The organism is Janthinobacterium sp. LPB2021202312-11-4 (genome assembly GCF_037049705.1).
Taxonomy (GTDB): Bacteria; Pseudomonadota; Gammaproteobacteria; order Pseudomonadales; family Pseudomonadaceae; genus Aquipseudomonas.
Genome location: NZ_JBAGKV010000005.1, coordinates 214516 through 230658, shown reverse-complemented (window position 1 = coordinate 230658; position 16143 = coordinate 214516). Strand labels below are relative to the sequence as shown.

The 16143-nt window shown below is 59.6% G+C and carries 16 protein-coding genes and 1 pseudogene; 5 read left to right on the top strand and 12 right to left on the bottom strand.

The features are described 5' to 3' along the window. Positions 1–52: 52 nt before the first annotated feature. Positions 53–1741 carry a long-chain-fatty-acid--CoA ligase FadD2 gene (gene fadD2 / locus V5E99_RS07995; RefSeq protein WP_499801950.1) on the bottom strand — a complete coding sequence of 563 codons (1689 nt, stop codon included), beginning with the start codon at positions 1739–1741 and terminating at the stop codon, positions 53–55. Between the two features lie 221 nt (positions 1742–1962). Between fadD2 and V5E99_RS07990 the strand changes: the two genes are divergently transcribed. Then, positions 1963–2907, top strand: coding sequence for an alpha/beta hydrolase (locus V5E99_RS07990; protein WP_499801949.1), 945 nt, complete (start codon positions 1963–1965; stop codon positions 2905–2907). Between the two features lie 42 nt (positions 2908–2949). Then, positions 2950–3420 carry a MaoC family dehydratase gene (locus V5E99_RS07985; RefSeq protein ID WP_054044906.1) on the top strand — a complete coding sequence of 157 codons (471 nt, stop codon included), beginning with the start codon at positions 2950–2952 and terminating at the stop codon, positions 3418–3420. Positions 3421–3553: 133 nt separating this feature from the next. Here V5E99_RS07985 and V5E99_RS07980 read toward each other — a convergent pair whose 3' ends face one another. Further along, the gene (locus V5E99_RS07980; RefSeq protein WP_499801948.1) at positions 3554–4021 is read right to left on the bottom strand and encodes a ferritin-like domain-containing protein; all 468 of its coding nucleotides are present in this window, start codon (positions 4019–4021) and stop codon (positions 3554–3556) included. Between the two features lie 203 nt (positions 4022–4224). On the opposite strand from V5E99_RS07980, the gene V5E99_RS07975 reads away from it, so the two are divergent. Then, positions 4225–4461 carry a DUF3820 family protein gene (locus tag V5E99_RS07975; RefSeq protein WP_007949456.1) on the top strand — a complete coding sequence of 79 codons (237 nt, stop codon included), beginning with the start codon at positions 4225–4227 and terminating at the stop codon, positions 4459–4461. A gap of 16 nt (positions 4462–4477) precedes the next feature. After that, positions 4478–5659, top strand: a complete 1182-nt coding sequence (locus V5E99_RS07970; protein ID WP_499801947.1) for an aminotransferase class V-fold PLP-dependent enzyme — start codon at positions 4478–4480, stop codon at positions 5657–5659. Positions 5660–5662: 3 nt separating this feature from the next. Here the strand turns inward: V5E99_RS07970 and V5E99_RS07965 are convergent, their stop codons facing one another. The 4 genes from V5E99_RS07965 to zwf all read right to left on the bottom strand — a co-directional run bounded on the left by V5E99_RS07965 (position 5663) and on the right by zwf (position 9502). Continuing rightward, positions 5663–6385: an intradiol ring-cleavage dioxygenase gene (locus V5E99_RS07965; protein WP_499801946.1), complete on the bottom strand. Its 723-nt coding sequence runs from the start codon at positions 6383–6385 to the stop codon at positions 5663–5665. Positions 6386–6649: 264 nt separating this feature from the next. Beyond that, positions 6650–7315 carry a bifunctional 4-hydroxy-2-oxoglutarate aldolase/2-dehydro-3-deoxy-phosphogluconate aldolase gene (locus tag V5E99_RS07960; RefSeq protein WP_499801945.1) on the bottom strand — a complete coding sequence of 222 codons (666 nt, stop codon included), beginning with the start codon at positions 7313–7315 and terminating at the stop codon, positions 6650–6652. Positions 7316–7332: 17 nt separating this feature from the next. Further along, entirely contained in the window at positions 7333–8046 is a 714-nt protein-coding gene (gene pgl, locus V5E99_RS07955) for a 6-phosphogluconolactonase (RefSeq protein WP_499801944.1), read from the bottom strand. Further along, positions 8033–9502: a glucose-6-phosphate dehydrogenase gene (gene zwf, locus V5E99_RS07950; protein ID WP_499801943.1), complete on the bottom strand. Its 1470-nt coding sequence runs from the start codon at positions 9500–9502 to the stop codon at positions 8033–8035. Before zwf ends, pgl begins: the two co-directional genes overlap by 14 nt. A 226-nt stretch (positions 9503–9728) precedes the next feature. On the opposite strand from zwf, the gene V5E99_RS07945 reads away from it, so the two are divergent. Then, complete coding sequence (locus V5E99_RS07945) at positions 9729–10589, top strand: MurR/RpiR family transcriptional regulator (protein ID WP_499802018.1); 861 nt, start codon at positions 9729–9731, stop codon at positions 10587–10589. A 117-nt stretch (positions 10590–10706) separates the two neighbouring features. On the opposite strand, the gene V5E99_RS07940 is transcribed toward V5E99_RS07945, so the two are convergent. The 6 genes and pseudogenes from V5E99_RS07940 to V5E99_RS07915 all read right to left on the bottom strand — a co-directional run bounded on the left by V5E99_RS07940 (position 10707) and on the right by V5E99_RS07915 (position 16104). Continuing rightward, a complete protein-coding gene (locus tag V5E99_RS07940; protein ID WP_499801942.1) occupies positions 10707–10952 on the bottom strand; it encodes a hypothetical protein in 246 nt (81 codons plus the stop codon). A 33-nt stretch (positions 10953–10985) separates the two neighbouring features. Then, on the bottom strand, positions 10986–11561 hold the full coding sequence (locus tag V5E99_RS07935; protein ID WP_499801941.1) for an aldose epimerase family protein: 576 nt from the start codon (positions 11559–11561) through the stop codon (positions 10986–10988). 115 nt (positions 11562–11676) lie between these two features. Beyond that, positions 11677–13023, bottom strand: a complete 1347-nt coding sequence (locus tag V5E99_RS07930; RefSeq protein ID WP_499801940.1) for a carbohydrate porin — start codon at positions 13021–13023, stop codon at positions 11677–11679. Between the two features lie 237 nt (positions 13024–13260). Beyond that, positions 13261–14355: pseudogene (locus V5E99_RS07925) on the bottom strand (ABC transporter ATP-binding protein); the annotation flags it as partial. Positions 14356–14357: 2 nt separating this feature from the next. Then, positions 14358–15203, bottom strand: coding sequence for a carbohydrate ABC transporter permease (locus tag V5E99_RS07920; RefSeq protein WP_140667516.1), 846 nt, complete (start codon positions 15201–15203; stop codon positions 14358–14360). Continuing rightward, the gene (locus V5E99_RS07915; protein WP_092278877.1) at positions 15196–16104 is read right to left on the bottom strand and encodes a carbohydrate ABC transporter permease; all 909 of its coding nucleotides are present in this window, start codon (positions 16102–16104) and stop codon (positions 15196–15198) included. Before V5E99_RS07915 ends, V5E99_RS07920 begins: the two co-directional genes overlap by 8 nt. Between the last annotated feature and the right edge of the window lie 39 nt (positions 16105–16143).

Genomic DNA, 16143 nt, shown 5'->3' with positions numbered 1-16143 from the left:
CCCTGTAGGAGCTGCCGCAGGCTGCGATCTTTTGGGACCGCCTCAATCTTTGTCAGGCGATATCGCGCAACTCCCGCCGCAGGATCTTGCCCACCGGCGTCATCGGCAACGACTCACGCAACACAATGTGCTTGGGTACTTTGTATGCCGTGAAGTTTTCCTTGCAGTAGGCCTTCAACTCTTCAAGGCTGACCCCCGATTCACGGGCCACCACAAACAACTTCACCGCCTCCCCGGAACGCTCGTCCGGCACACCGATCACCGCGCAGTTGGCGACTTTCGGGTGGGCCATCACCACGTCTTCGATTTCGTTCGGGTACACGTTGAAGCCCGAGACGATGATCATGTCTTTCTTGCGGTCGACGATGCGCACGAAACCGTCCGGGTCGATCACCGCAATGTCGCCAGACTTGAACCAGCCCTCGGCATCCAGCACTTCGGCGGTGGCTTCGGCTTTCTGCCAGTAACCCTTCATGATCTGCGGGCCCTTGATGCACAACTCGCCCCGCTCGCCCAACGCCAGCTCGACGCCTTCATCGTTGATGACTTTGAGCGTGGTGCCCGGCACCGGCATGCCGACCGTGCCGATCCGCGATTTATCGCCGTAGGGGTTGGTGCAGGCCACCGGCGACGTTTCGGTGAGGCCGTAACCTTCAGTGATCCGGCAACCGGTGAGCTGCTCCCAGCGCTCGGCGGTGGCCTTGACCAGCGCGGTGCCGCCGGAGTTGGTGAGCTTGAGGCTGGAGAAATCCAAGGTCTTGAAGTCGGGGTGATCCATCAGCGCGACGAACAGCGTGTTGAGCCCCAGCAACGCCGAGAATCGCCAGTTCTTCAGCTCCTTGATAAAGCCTTTGATGTCCCGCGGATTGGTGATCAGCACGTTGTGGTTGCCGGTCACCATCATGCACATGCAGTTCGCTGTGAACGCATAGATGTGGTACAGCGGCAGCGGCGCGATCATCACCTCCTGCCCTTCGCGCAACAGCGGCTGACCGTCGTTGCCGAACTGGCCCAGGCACGCCCGCGCCTGCTGCATGTTGGCCACCAGGTTGCCATGGGTGAGCATCGCGCCCTTCGCCAGGCCGGTGGTGCCGCCGGTGTATTGCAGCACCGCAATGTCGCCAAGGCTAACGTTCAGCGGCTTGATGCCCAGGCCCTTGCCCAGACGCAACGCACTTTTAAAGGAAATGGCCTGGGGCAAGGCATAGTCCGGGACCATTTTCTTGACCTTGCTGACCATGGTGTTGACCAGCCAGCCTTTGGCGACGGGCATCAGGTCGCCCATCTTCGCTTCGATCAGGTACTGAATGTCGGTGTCGGCCAGCACTTCCTGGACCTTGGCCCCGAACATGTTCAGGTAAACCAGCGCCCGGGCCCCGGAATCCTTGAACTGGTGACGCATCTCCCGCGGGGTGTACAGCGGGTTGGTGTTGACCACGATCAGCCCGGCGCGCAGGGCGCCAAACACGGCAATCGGGTAATGCAGGACGTTGGGCATCTGCACCGCGATGCGATCCCCCGGCGCGAGATCAGTGTGGGCTTGCAGGTAGCCGGCGAAAGCGGCGCTGTAGCGTTCCAGTTCGGCGTAGGTCAGGGTCACGCCCATGTTGCTGAACGCCGGGCGATCCGCGAATTTCTTGCAGGAACGCTCGAACACCTCGATCACCGACTTGTAGGCCCCAAGATCGATGTCCAGGGGCACGCCGGCCGGGCGTTTGTCATTCCAGAAATCAGGTTGCATTGTTCTTGTCCTCTTTACCTGAATCTATCCGGGGCCACTTTTCTGTCATTCTTGAGAAAGGAAAAGCGGAGCTTCACGGACACTAGCAGCTATAGCGAATCAGGCAAATACAGCCAATGCCGTCATAGATCGTGTGAATCTTCCTAACGTGCCGTGGCCTGATCAGACGGCAAGCGTGGGATGCGCTATACAATGCAACGACATCGTGCAAAGGAATCGCCATGATCCACGACACTTTCTGGCTGACCGCAAGTGACCACAGCCGTCTTTTCGTCAACCAATGGCTGCCCGCCCCGCCGTTAAAAGCCGTGATCCTGCTGGCCCATGGCATGGCCGAGCACAGTGGTCGCTACGCCCGGCTGGCGGAGAAACTCTGTGATCAGGGCTACGGCGTGTACGCGCCGGATCTGCGTGGACATGGCAAAACTGCCGAGAACGGCACACTCGGGCATTTCGCCGATGACGATGGCTGGTGCAAGGTGGTCGGCGACCTGGCCAGCCTCAACCAGCACATCGGCCAGCAACATCCCGGCATGCCGATTGTGCTGCTTGGCCACAGCATGGGCAGCTACATCGCCCAGGCCTATCTGCTGCACCACAGCGCCAGCCTGCACGGGGCGATTCTCAGTGGTTCGAATTTCCAGCCGGTGGCGCTGTATCGTGCGGCGCGGCAGATCGCCCGGCTCGAGCGGCTGCGTCAGGGGCCCAAGGGGCGTAGCGCGCTGATCGAGTTCCTGTCCTTCGGCTCGTTCAACAAAAAATTCAAACCGGCGCGCACGCGATTCGACTGGCTGAGCCGCGATCCGCTGGAAGTCGACAAATACGCCAACGACCCACTCTGCGGCTTTCGCTGCACCAATCAACTGTGGGTCGACTTGCTTGGCGGCTTGCAGCAAATCAGCAAAGCGTCCAATCTCGTTCAGATCGATCCGGGCCTGCCATTGCTGGTGATGGGCGGCGAATGTGATCCGGTGAGCGAAGGCAAGCGTCTCAAAGATCTGGCCCATGCGCTGCGCGCGGCCGGCAGCCAAAACCTGCAATTGAATATTTACCCGCAGGCACGCCACGAACTGTTCAACGAGAGCAACCGCGATGAAGTGACTGCCGACGTACTGAACTGGATCGCCCAGGCGCTGAGCCACCGCCGTCCGGCCAGAACCGAATAGCTTTTTTGTGGATTTTTTAATTCGTCACAGGAATTGAGACAGATGACCCAGGTTACCAACACCCCTTACGAAGCCCTTGAAGTCGGCCAGACCGCCAGCTACAGCAAGACTGTCGAAGAGCGCGACATTCAGCTGTTCGCCGCGATGTCCGGCGACCACAACCCGGTGCACCTGGACGCCGAGTTCGCCGCGGGCACGATGTTCAAGGAGCGCATCGCCCACGGTATGTTCAGCGGTGCGCTGATCAGCGCCGCCGTCGCATGCGAGTTGCCTGGGCCGGGCACGATTTATATTGGTCAGCAGATGAGCTTTCAGAAGCCCGTGAAAATCGGCGACACCTTGACCGTGCGCCTGGAAATCCTCGAGAAACTGCCGAAGTTTCGCGTGCGCATTGCCACTCGCGTGTTCAACCAGCGCGATGAGTTGGTCGTCGATGGCGAGGCGGAGATTCTGGCGCCGCGCAAGCAGCAGACGGTGACGTTGCCTGTACTGCCAGCCATCAGCATCGGCTGATTCTTAAATAGCTAAAAGATCGCAGCCTTCGGCAGCGCCCACAGGCGCGTAGGAGCTGCCGAAGGCTGCGATCTTTTGATCTTCAAAAAAAAACGCCAGTCAGACTGGCGTTTTTTATAACTGCGACAAACCCTTAAGAACGAGCACGCGCCTGGTTACGCAGGGCTTTCACTTGATCGTGGTTACGTTGCACGCCGTGGTACTGACGCTCAACCAGGTCACGAATGCCCACCAGGTTGTGCTTGGTGATTTTTTCCAGCGCTTCCTTATAGGCTTTCAGCGCATGGTCTTCACCGCGCTCGGCTTCGTTCAGCACGGCTTCTTCATCCTTGCCGGTGAACATCGCTTTCACATCGACCCAGCGACGATGCAAATCACCGCTGACGCTGGTGGAAGTTTCCGGATCGCCGCCCATCGAACGCACTGCGCTCTGGAGTTCGGCAGCAGCGGACGCGCAATCGGCAGAACGCTGGACGAACAGGGTTTTGAGTTCTGGATGCTTGATGTCTTCAGCGCAAGTCTTGAACCCTTCCTGACCGTCTTTACTGGTTTCAATCAGGTCGTTGAGTACAGAGATGGCTTCTTTATTCACGTCGGTCATTTTCAATTCCTCGCGGGTTGATGAGAGATGCAATAGCTATTGCAGCCTGCATGCCAGCTTCGAATCGAATATTTATTCCTTGCTTTTCAAGTAGTTAACTTTAGCGTCTAAATCTGTATCCGCTTTATTTGCATGATCTGTCATTTGGCCTGCATGCAGAATGCCTGTATTTTCGAGGCTGTTTGAATCAAGACGACTGAGTGATGAATCCTGAAAAGCTCGAACTGCTGATTACCCGTGAAATGCCCTTCGGCAAATACAAGGGTCGCATCATCGCCGACCTGCCCGGCCAGTACCTGAACTGGTTCGCTCGCGAAGGTTTCCCCCATGGCGAACTGGGTGGACTGCTGGCCCTGATGCAGGAAATCGACCACAACGGTTTATCGGAACTGCTCGAACCGCTGCGCGCCAAGCATGGCAAACCAGCGCCCCGCCACTGAACTGACTGAGTAGCCCATGCCCGATAACACCCGCCGTGCCCGTGATGAAGCCTTCTGGCAGACCTTTGCCGACCGTTACGCTGTCGAACCTGGCCCCATCAATCTGGAGAACGGTTACTTCGGGCGTATGTCGCGCACCGTGGTCGAGGAGTACCAGCGCAATATCGAGTTGATCAATCGCAGCAACTCGGTGCATGTGCGCCAGCGCTTCGAACAGGGCGAAAGCCTGGAGATCCGCGCACAACTGGCCGAGATGATGGGTGTGCGTGCGCAATCGGTTGCCCTGACCCGCAACGCCTCGGATGGTCTGCAATCACTGATCCGCAACTACAACCGCTTGCAGCCCGGCGATCAGGTGCTGCTGTGCGACCTGGAGTACGACACGGTCAAGGGCGCCATGCGCTGGCTGGCCCGCCATCGCGGCGTGGAAGTGATCGAAATCGACCACCAGCACCCCGCCACGTTTGACAGTTTGCTGGCGACTTACCGTGAAGCCTTCGTGCGTTACCCACGTCTCAAGCTGATGGCCCTGACCCACGTCACCCACCGCACCGGCCTGGTGATGCCAGTGCAGGCGATTGCCGCGCTCGCCAAGGAGCATGGCATCGATGTGATCCTCGATGGCGCCCACGCCCTGGGCCAGATCGAATTCAATCTCGATGCACTGGGCGTCGCTTTCGCCGGTTACAACCTGCACAAATGGATCGGCGCGCCACTGACCCTGGGCTTCATTTACATCGCGCCCCAGCGCCTGGCCGATATCGACCCGGACATGGGCGAGATGCATTTCCCGATCAACGACATTCGCGCCCGCACGCCCTACAGCACACCCAACATCCCGGCACTGCTGACCCTGCCGCTGGTGTTCGAAGAACATCAGGCCATGGGCGGTGCGGCCGCCAAGGGCGCGCGGCTCAACTACCTGCGCAACCGTTGGGTCAGCGCCGTGCGCGAACTGCCGGGGATCGAAGTGATGACCCCGGACGATCCTCGGTTGTATTGCGGCATCACCTCGATGCGCTTTACCCGGCACGCCGACCAGCACGTCATGGTCGAACGGTTGCTCAACGACTACAACCTGTTCACCGTGGCACGCAGCGGTGCGGCGAGTGGCCCGTGCATCCGCATTACCCCGGGGCTGACGACCACGGCGACAGAAATAGACGTGCTGGTCCGGGCGCTCAGCGAATTGCGCTGACGCTTACACCGTGTACTTGTCGAAGTCCTCGGGTTTGATCTGGGTCGACACCGCAAAGGTGTCGATGCCGATGGTCATGTGCCCGAAAAAGCCGTCCTCCGTGGTGTCTCGACCGATGCTGTGAACCGTCAGGGTCGAGGCTTCGCCGCTCATCTGTTGGTAGTAAGGGTCTTGCTCGTTGGTCAGCGGCGACACGGTTCGGCCACGGTACTCCCTGGCGTTGAGCACCGACCGGGAAGCGACCTCGGGAAAATACAACTGGCCGACCCAGGCCACATGCCGCTCTTCGAGGTAGTTGTTGCCGCCCGTGATGCGTACCGCGACGTGAATGTGCAGTGCGCGGCCGGCATAGAACCCCGGATAGACCGTGGTAAACCGTACCGTGCCTCTTTGGTCGCTGAATTGTCCGCCGCGCAGGTAGGTGTCGTCATCGGTGCGGGCAATGGTACCGATGCCGTCCACATCGACTTCAAGGTCCGGATTGATCCGGCCCCAGCCCGAATAAGCGCCTCGGGCGTTGCAATGCCAGATATCCACCAGCACCCCGCTCACCGGTTCACCGGTCATGGCATCGACAATCACCAGCCGCAGCACCAGCGGAATACCGTCCTGGCCTTCGCTGATGTTTCTTCGGATGAGTTTGGGGTTTCGGAAATACGGGCCGGCGATTTGCTCCGGGGAGAGCAGGCAGACGGTTTCGTGGGGAGTAGCAGAGGTGTAATCCATGAGGTTCTCTCTTCCATAAGATGCTTCAAGGATAGAGAGAGATGGCGGGCTGTCTGCGGTAACTATGTATCGGCTGATGTTTTTGTGCAGGAGCAAAGCTTGCTCGCGATGGAGGCGCCGCTATTCAACAGATAGACCGCGTTATCGTTGATCGCGAGCAAGCTTTGCTCCTACAGGGGCATTTTTTTGCAGGCAAAAAAAAACGGTGCACCGACCAAGCGCACCGTAAAGCCGTAGAACACACAACGAAGTGTTTGTTACAAATCAGTCCAGCAGCGCCAGGGCCTCGGCGGTGCATTCCTGAATGCGGGCCCAGTCGCCGTTCTTGATCCACTCCGGATCAAGCATCCAGCTACCGCCCACGCACATCACGTTTTTCAACGCCATGTAGCTCTTGATATTGGCCGGGCTCACGCCGCCGGTCGGGCAGAATTTCACTTCGCCGAACGGGCCGCCCAACGCTTTGATGGCCGCGACGCCACCGCTGACTTCCGCCGGGAACAACTTGAAGCGGCGATAACCCAGGCCATAGCCTTCCATGATGCCCGAAGCGTTGCTGATGCCCGGCAACAGCGGGATCGGGCTGTCGACACTGGCTTCGAGCAAGTCACGGGTGATGCCCGGGGTGACGATGAATTGCGAACCGGCGCGCTCGGCGGCGGCGAGCATCGTGCGATCAAGCACAGTACCGGCACCGGTCACCAGCTCCGGACGCTGCTCACGCAGGATCTGGATGGCTTTGAGGCCGAACTGTGAACGCAGGGTCACTTCCAGGGCGGTCAGGCCACCGGCGGCCAAGGCGTCGGCCAGCGGCAAGACGTCCTGTTCGCGGGCGATGGTGATCACCGGCAGAATCCGCGCCTTGGCGCAGAGGCTGTCGATCAGGGCAACTTTGTCCGCCATGGAAACGGTCGGGGATGGGTTTGTCATAGCGGCTGATCCTTGGCTCATGGGCACCAGTAAATCTCTAACGTAGGTTGCAGAAACGCGCGAATCGGCATGGCGGCGACGTCGTCACCGGCCAATGCGGCACTCAAAGTGGTCAGTTTGGACTGACCGGAAATCGATAGAACGGTGTTCTTCGCCGAAGCCAGCAGCGCCAGGCTCATGGTCAGGCGCTGGTGCGGCACGGTCGGCGCCAGCATTGGCCAGCAGCGACGGGTGCCATCGGCTTTCAAGGCTTCGGCCAGGTTCGGGCTGTTGGGGAACAGCGAGGCGGTGTGACCGTCATCGCCCATGCCCAGCACCAAAACATCAATCGGCGGCAGCTCGGCCAACAGGCGATCGGCTTGCTCGGCGGCCAGTTCAAGGTTGGCGGTGGCGCTGTACAGACTCAGGAACTGAGCCTTGGCCGCCGGGCCTTGCAACAGGTAACGCTTGAGCAAACCGGCATTGCTGTCGGTGTGTTCGACCGGCACCCAGCGCTCGTCGGCCAGGGTCACGACAACCTTGGACCAGTCCAGCGTCTGTTTGGCCAGGTGCTGGAAAAACGCCACCGGGCTGCGACCACCGGAAACCACGAGGGTCGCCGTGCCGCTTGCATCGATGGCCTCGCTCAGTTGCTTGGCCACATTCAGCGCCAAGCCTTCAGCCAACAGCACCGGACTCTTGAACTCATGGGCGTTGACGCCCTGAGGCAGTTTCAATTCAGATATCGCCATACCACGACCTCCCGTCCCGCGTGATCAGTGCAATGGAGCTCATCGGTCCCCAGGACCCGGCCGCGTACGGCTTGGGCGCATCACCGGATTTTTTCCACCCGGCGATCAACTGGTCACACCACTTCCACGCGGCTTCGATTTCATCTTTACGGACAAACAGGTTCTGATTGCCGCGCATTACTTCCAGCAACAACCGCTCGTAGGCGTCGGGAATCCGCGCGCTACGCCAGGTGTCGGAAAAATTCAGCTGCAACGGACCGCTGCGCAACTGCATGCCCTTGTCCAGGCCTTGTTCTTTGGTCATCACGCGCAAGGAAATGCCTTCGTCCGGTTGCAGGCGGATAATCAGCTTGTTGCTGATTTGCAGGCGCTGCTCCGGGGCGAAAATGTAGTGCGACGGTTCCTTGAAGTGGATGACGATCTGCGACAGTTTCTGCGGCATGCGCTTGCCGGTACGCAGGTAAAACGGCACGCCGGCCCAGCGCCAGTTGCGGATGTCGGCACGCAGGGCGACGAAGGTTTCGGTGTCGCTCTGGGTGTTGGAGTTCGGCTCTTCCAGGTAGCCCGGCACCGGTTTGCCTTCGCTGTAACCGGCGATGTACTGGCCGCGCACCACTTGTGTGGTCAGGCCTTCCGGGCTGATCGGCGCCAGGGCCTTGAGCACTTTGACTTTCTCGTCACGGATGCTGTCGGCGGACAGGTCGGCCGGCGGGTCCATGGCGATCAGGCAGAGCAGTTGCAGCAGGTGATTCTGGATCATGTCCCGCAACTGGCCGGCCTTGTCGAAGTAACCCCAGCGGCCTTCGATCCCGACCTTCTCGGCCACGGTGATTTCCACGTGGGAGATGTAGTTCTGGTTCCACTGGGTTTCAAACAGGCTGTTGGCGAAACGCAGGGCGATCAGGTTCTGGACGGTTTCTTTGCCCAGATAGTGGTCGATACGGTAGGTGCGGTTCTCCGGGAAGAACTGCGCCACAGCGTCGTTGACCTTGCGCGAGGATTCCAGGTCCGAACCGATGGGTTTTTCCAGGACGACGCGGGTATTTTCCGCCAGGCCGACCTTCGACAGGTTCTCGCAGATCGCGCCATACACGGCGGCCGGGGTGGCGAAGTAGGCAATCACCCGCTGGGCGGTGCCGGCCATCTCAGCCAGGGCGACATAATCGTCAGCCTTGAGGAAATCGACGTGCAGGTAATTCAAGCGAGCGAGGAAGCGCTCGACCACGGCTTCGTCCAGCTCTTTGGCATCGACGTAGCGGCGCAACTCCGAGGCGATGAACCCCAGGTGTTGCTGCTCGCTGCCGGGTTCACGGGCCAGCGCGATGATGCGCGTGTCCTCGTGCAACAGGCCGGCGCCGTCCAGTTGATAGAGGGCAGGAAACAGCTTGCGCAGGGCCAGGTCGCCCAGGGCGCCGAACAAGGCAAAGGTGCACGGTTCAACCGTAATCGAAGGCATGATGTTTGTTCTTTTATCAAGTTAAGCTACAAATACCTTTTTTCAAGGCATCACTCAAGGGAAAATGTAGTAATAACCACAACATTTTCGCAAAATACAGATTCCGAGTGGTGGTCGGTCGGAGCCATCAGTAGGATAGGCCACCGTTACGGGCCGCATCAAAGGCCCTTTTTGCATAGCAGACTGCGTGTTTGCGCTGCTGACTTAAGGAACATCTATGGACCGCGTGCGAAATTTACTGGAACAAATCCAGAGTCGCCTCGAAGACCTGAACAAGGCCGAACGCAAAGTCGCCGAAGTGATCCTGCTCAACCCACAGCAGGCCACCCGGTTCAGCATCGCCGCCCTCGCCCAGGCCTCCAAGGTCAGCGAGCCGACGGTCAACCGCTTCTGCCGTTCGTTCGGCGTCAGCGGCTACCCGGAACTCAAACTGCAACTGGCCCAGAGCCTGGCCAGTGGCGCGGCGTATGTCAGCCGTGCGGTCGAGGCCGACGACAATCCGGAGGCCTACACCCAGAAGATCTTCGGCAGCGCCATCGCCTCCCTGGACAGCGCCTGCCAGGCCCTGGACCCGAACCTGATCAGCCGCGCCGTCGATCTGTTGATCCAGGCCCGGCAGATCCACTTCTTTGGCCTCGGCGCTTCGGCCCCGGTGGCGCTGGATGCGCAGCACAAGTTCTTCCGGTTCAACCTGGCCGTGACCGCCCACGCCGACGTGCTGATGCAACGCATGATCGCTTCGGTAGCGCACACCGGTGAGTTGTTCGTGATCATTTCCTACACCGGCCGCACTCGCGAACTGGTGGAAGTAGCGCGCATCGCCCGGGCGAACGGCGCATCGGTGCTCGGTTTGACGGCGGAAAACTCGCCGCTGGCCAAGGCCAGTACGTTGAGCCTGAACATTCCGTTGCCGGAAGACACCGACATCTATATGCCGATGACCTCGCGGATTATTCAACTGACCGTGCTGGATGTGCTGGCGACCGGCATGACCTTGCGTCGCGGGGTGGATTTCCAGCCGCATCTGCGCAAGATCAAAGAGAGTTTGAATGCCAGCCGGTATCCGGTGGGTGACGAGTTTAATTAATCCGTTGTGTCGAAAAGATCGCAGCCTCGTTTCACTCGACAGCTCCTACACAGGTGAACGCCGATTCTTCTGTAGGAGCTGTCGAGTGAAACGAGGCTGCGATCTTTTACTCTTGCTTCAAACCCCAACCCGCGCCTGCAAACTCAAATGCGCACGCTCCCCCGGCGCCAGGCTCAGGCTGTCGGTCCCGCCACTCGCCGCCTCGACACACACAAATTCCAACACCTCGTTCCAACTCACCCCCAGCAACGGCCGCGCCCCCGGATGCCAGACCACCGTGTCCGCCTGATCCCCGGTGTCGATGCACAACTCGCGCTGCCAGGCGTGATCCTTGAGCTGCAATTCGCCGTCATGCTGAAACACCCGCTGACAACCGCCATCGACCCGCAACTCGCCTTACTGATGGCAAATCTGGCGACTCAACTGATCGTAACCTTGCGCCCCTTCGAGTCCAGACAGCGCTACCTCACCCACATCACCAATACGCCAATAGGCATGCAACGCTTGGCTCAACTGGCACGGCAGGCTGTCCTGATGCTCGGTGCTCAGGCGCAAATCCATGCGTTCGCCCAGGTGCGCGTGCAGTTCGACGGTCCAGTCGCACAGTTGCAATTGCCAGTGCAAATGCACGCCCTCATCGTCATGGCGACTGTCCAGCAACTTCCAGTCGAGCAACCGCGCCCAACCATGGGACGGCCAGGCGTTTTCGCTCGGATGCCGACCAAACCACGGCCAGCACACCGGCACGCCGCCGCGAATGGCCCCCACGTGCGGCCACTTCGCTGCGCACCACAACCAGGGCTTCTGCCCCGTTGGCTGAAAGTGCAGCAACTGCGCGCCCTGACGACTGAACACCGCCTGACACAGCGGGTGATCGATCACCAGCACATCGCGCATCTGATAGCGCTCCCACGCAAACACCGGACGTTCGCGCAAGGATTTGAAGAAGCGTTGTAGCGGATGCTCATGCATGTGCCGCAGTCCTGAAAATCATCTGTAGCCCAGGGTGTGCAGCCCCCAAAAAAAAGCGGACAGCCTTGGCCGTCCGCAAATATGCGCACATAGAGAGGAGCTTATCGCAACAGCGTTAGAACACCGACTGAATTTTCAGACCGGCCACCAGCGCGTTGTCGACTTCATCCACACCGCCCGGGTGAGTGATGTATTGCAGGTTGGGACGTACGGTCAGCCAGTTGGTGACATGGAAGCCGTAGTTGATTTCGTAGTTGTACTCGGTGGAACGCAGTGGCGCGAACAGTGGATCTTCATAGTCGCTGACGCCATTGGAAGCGTTGATCAACTCGGCGTTTTTCTTCACGTCATCGTTGACATGGATACGGGCGAAGCCGATACCGACGTCGTCTTTTGGACGTGCATCAAACGGGCCTTTGTAGACAAACATCAGCGACTGATAGTTGTCGACGACGTTGGTGTCCTTGTCGTGGAACGTGGCGTTGGCGGCAACGTTCAGACCACGGGACGCGTCACCGTTGTGGGTGGTGAGTTGTTGCTGTGCAACAAACCAGTAGCCGTGTTTGCTGTCATGACTGCGGTAAGCGTTGCCGCTGGTGGCCGCGTCATTGCCGTTGTCGTCCTTGAGGACGTCATCAGCCTTGGCCGTGCTTTTGTAGTAACCGACACGGTATTCGCCCGGCAGGTTGTTCGGGTTAGGCAGCCAGACCAGTTCGACCGGAATGACGGTACCCGCCGTACCACTGCCGCTGAGCTTGAAGCCGTTGCCGTGTTCCAGTTGCGACGGGTTCTGGTTGTACGCGCCGATCTGCGCATAGAACTCAGGCGAGATGTTGTACTTCACGCGAACAGCCGCCTGCATGACCGGCCAGTTGTACCAGATGTTGGTCGCCCAGTTACCTGCCTGGGAACCGCAGAACGCCAGGTTCTGGAACTCGCAAGGGAAGGTGTTGAAGTCTTCGCCTTCGCCGAAGTAACCAGCCTTGACGTCCAGTTTGCCGTCGAGGAACTGGTGCTTGATCCACATCTGGGTCAGACGGACCATGTGGCCACGACCGTAGACTTCCTGGGAGGAACTCAAGGTGCCGGCACGCGGGTCGCCGACACGGTCATTGGAGATGTTTTCGCCGTTACGGTTGGTGAACTGGACCTTGGCCTGAGTGTTATCCCAGCCCAGCAGTTTTTGCAGATCCAGCGCTACGCCCAGGCCGAACTGGTCGGAGTAACGTGCAGTCTTGTCGTTGTTGTAGCCGCCGTGAAGGTTACCGCCCACTTCACCGACATAGTCCATCTTGATGTCGACACCTTGCTCGATCAGCTTGGTCCGCTCGCCGCCCCAGTCACCGGTCATCCACTGGGAATCGGCGCTGAACGCGTCAGCCGCATGAACGCTACCGGCCATGGTCATTACCGCAACAGCTGACAGTTGGCAGATAAGCTGAGCGTTGTTCTTCTTCTTCATCCCTACATCCTCGTTTTATTGTTATTAACTGTTTTTACCTAACGCGGTTTACATCGATTGCGCCGGATGTCCCCATCCGCCGCGAATCCCCCTGTAGGAGCCAGGCTTGCCGGCGAAGGCGTCTTTGAAATCGCCTTCGCCGGCAAGCCTGGCTCCTACAGTTTCTGATCCTCAGCGCCCCTTGAACTGGGCGACGTTGCCTACCGATGCTTCGGCTTTCGGCACACCGGCAACGCCGAGGCGCTCACCGGTCTTGGCATCGAACAGCAACACTTTCGACGGATCGAATTGCAGGGTCAGGGTCTCGCCCACACCCGGTGCAACGTCTGGCGCCAAGCGGCAGCAGACCTTGGTTTCGTTGAGGTTGACGAACACCAGGGTGTCCGGGCCGGTCGGCTCAGTCACTTGAACTTCGGCGCGAATGGTCGGCAAACCATTGGCGTCGGCGCCGGCCAGAACGATCTGCTCCGGGCGCAGGCCGAGGATCACTTCGCGATCTTCCAGACCGGCGTCCTGCATGCCCATCGGCAATTCGCAACGGGCCTGACCGCTGTCGAGCAGCGCCACCAGACGACCGTCCTTGCGCTGCAAACGCAGGGGGATGAAGTTCATCGGCGGCGAACCGATGAAGCTCGCCACGAACAGGTTGGCCGGGTTGTTGTAGATGTCTTTCGGCGTGCCGAACTGCTGAATGATCCCGTCCTTCATCACCGCCACTTTGTCGCCCAGGGTCATCGCTTCGATCTGGTCGTGGGTCACGTAGACCGTGGTGGTTTTCAGGCGCTGGTGCATCAGTTTCATTTCGGTACGCATCTCGACCCGCAGCTTGGCGTCGAGGTTGGACAGCGGTTCGTCGAACAGGTAAATCTTCGGCCGCCGCGCCAAGGCACGGCCCATGGCCACGCGCTGTTGCTGACCACCGGAGAGCTGGCCGGGTTTACGGTTGAGCAGGTGTTCGATCTGCAACAGCTTGGACACCCGCGCCACTTCCGCTTCGATGTCGGCGGCGGGCATTTTGCGGATCTTCAAACCGAAGGCGATGTTCTCGCGCACGCTCATGGTCGGGTACAGCGCGTAGGACTGGAACACCATGGCGATGTCGCGGTCTTTCGGGCTCATGCCGCTGACGTCCTGGTCACCGATCATGATCGCGCCGCCGGTGATGGTTTCCAGGCCGGCGATGCAGTTCATCAGGGTCGATTTACCACAACCCGAAGGTCCGACCAGGATCAGGAACTCACCGTCCTTGATCGACAGTTCGATGTTCTTGAGGGTGTCCGGCAGGCCTGGGCCATAGGTCTTGTTTACATTGCGAAGTTCGAGCGTAGCCATGATTACCCCTTGACTGCGCCGGCCGTCAGCCCGCGCACGAAATACTTGCCTGCGACCACATAGACCAGCAGGGTCGGCAGCCCGGCGATCATCGCCGCCGCCATATCAACGTTGTATTCCTTGGCACCGGTACTGGTGTTGACCAAGTTGTTCAGCGCCACTGTGATGGGTTGCGAATCACCGCTGGAGAACACCACACCGAACAGGAAGTCGTTCCAGATCTGAGTGAACTGCCAGATCAGGCAGACCATGATGATCGGGGTGGACATCGGCAGGATGATCAACCGGAAGATGGTGAAGAAACCCGCGCCATCGAGCCGCGCCGCTTTCACCAGCGCATCGGGAACGCTGACGTAGTAGTTACGGAAGAACAGCGTGGTGAACGCCAGGCCGTAGACCACGTGCACGAACACCAAGCCCGTGGTGGTACTCGCCAGGCCCATCTTGCCGAGGGTGAACGAGGCCGGCAGCAGCACGGTCTGGAACGGCAGGAAGCAACCGAACAGCAACAGGCCGAAGAACAGTTGCGAGCCACGGAAGCGCCACATCGACAGCACGTAACCGTTCAGCGCACCGATGGCGGTGGAGATCAGTACCGCCGGGACGGTGATCTTGATCGAGTTCCAGAAATACCCGTCAACCGTGCCCCAGGCCTTGATCCAGCCAATGCCGGTGACCACGGTCGGCCAGCTCAGCAAGTTGCCGGTGTTGATGTCTTCCGGCGTCTTGAAACTGGTCAACAGCATGACCACCAGCGGAATCAGGTACAGGAATACGGCGAGGATCAGCACCGCGTAGATCGCGATACGACTCAGGCTGATGGAAGGTTTGGCAGCGAAACTAGTCATGACGCTTGGTCCTCAGCTCGGAGTACAGGTAAGGCACGATGATTGCGAGAATCGCACCGAGCATCAGAATCGCACTGGCCGAGCCCATGCCCATCTGGCCGCGACTGAAGGTGAAGGAGTACATGAACATCGCCGGCAGGTCGGAGGAATAACCCGGGCCACCCGCCGTCATGGCCGCGACCAGGTCGAAGCTCTTGATCGCGATGTGAGCGAGGATCATCACGGCGCTGAAGAACACCGGACGCAGGCTCGGCAACACCACTTTGAGGTAGATGCGCGGCATGCTCGCGCCGTCGATCTGGGCGGCACGGATGATCGATTGATCAACGCCACGCAGACCGGCGAGGAACATTGCCATGATGAAGCCCGAGGCTTGCCAGACTGCGGCGATCACCAGGCAATACACGACGCGATCCGGGTCGATCAGCCAGTCCAGGCGAAAGCCTTCCCAGCCCCAGTCCCGCAGCAATTTGTCCAGGCCCATGCCCGGGTTGAGCAGCCACTTCCACGCGGTACCGGTGACGATCATCGAGAGCGCCATCGGGTACAGGTAAATGGTGCGAATGAAACCTTCGCGACGAATGCGCTGATCGAGGAACACCGCCAGCAGCACACCGATCACCAAGGTGATGCCGATGAACATGCCGCCGAAAACAGCCAGGTTTTTGCTCGCTACCCACCAACGGTCGTTCTCGAACAGCCGCTGGTACTGGGCCAGGCCTGCCCACTTGTAGGTCGGCAGAAAGGTCGAACTGGTGAACGACAGCACGAACGTCCAGAGGATATAGCCATAGAAGCCCACCAGGACGATGAACATGCTCGGCGCCAGCACCAGTTTTGGGAGCCAGCGCTGCAATGCATCGAACGGCGAGGCCTTGCTGAACACAGCAACAGAACTCATGGGAAGATCCAGTACGAAGAGAAAGGGATTACGGGTGCA